Origin of the sequence: Mesorhizobium sp. M5C.F.Ca.IN.020.32.2.1, from assembly GCF_004023105.1 — a bacterium.
GTDB lineage: Bacteria > Pseudomonadota > Alphaproteobacteria > Rhizobiales > Rhizobiaceae > Mesorhizobium > Mesorhizobium wenxiniae.
The window spans coordinates 1-479 of sequence record NZ_RZSX01001653.1; the positions used below are offsets into that span (position 1 = coordinate 1).

The 479-nt window shown below is 64.7% G+C and carries 1 protein-coding gene; it reads left to right on the plus strand.

Going from position 1 to position 479, the window contains the following annotated elements; genetic code table 11:
- Window positions 1-409: (2Fe-2S)-binding protein (locus tag EOA86_RS37980; RefSeq protein ID WP_164892476.1), on the plus strand; the 409-nt coding region annotated here is incomplete at its 5' end.
- Window positions 410-479 lie beyond the last annotated feature (70 nt).

Genomic DNA, 479 nt, shown 5'->3' on the forward strand with positions numbered 1-479 from the left:
GCTCAACGCACTGCGCGACAAGATCGGCGACACCTCACCGAAAGGCGGCTGCCATCAAGGCACATGCGGCGCCTGCTCGGTCATCATCGACGGTGAGCTCCGGCTCTCCTGCCTGACGCTGGCCGAAACCTGCAACGGTGCGGCCATCACCACGACATCGGGGCTTTCGGAAGGCGGCGTTCTGCATCCGCTGCAGCGGGCCTTCCTCGACGCCTTCGCCACCCAGTGCGGCTTCTGCACGCCGGGCATGATCATGGCCGCCAAGGTGCTGCTCGACCACACGCCGAACCCCACCCGCGACGAGGTGGTCGAGGCGCTGTCGGGCAATATCTGCCGCTGCACCGGCTACGAGCCGATCATCCAGGCGGTGCTGACCGCCGCGCGATCCAATTCGCAGAACGCGGCTTGAGGGGAGTCAAAAAGATGGAACTCCGCAAGAACTACTTCGCCGAGCAGCGCAAGGATGATCTGCACGAGAT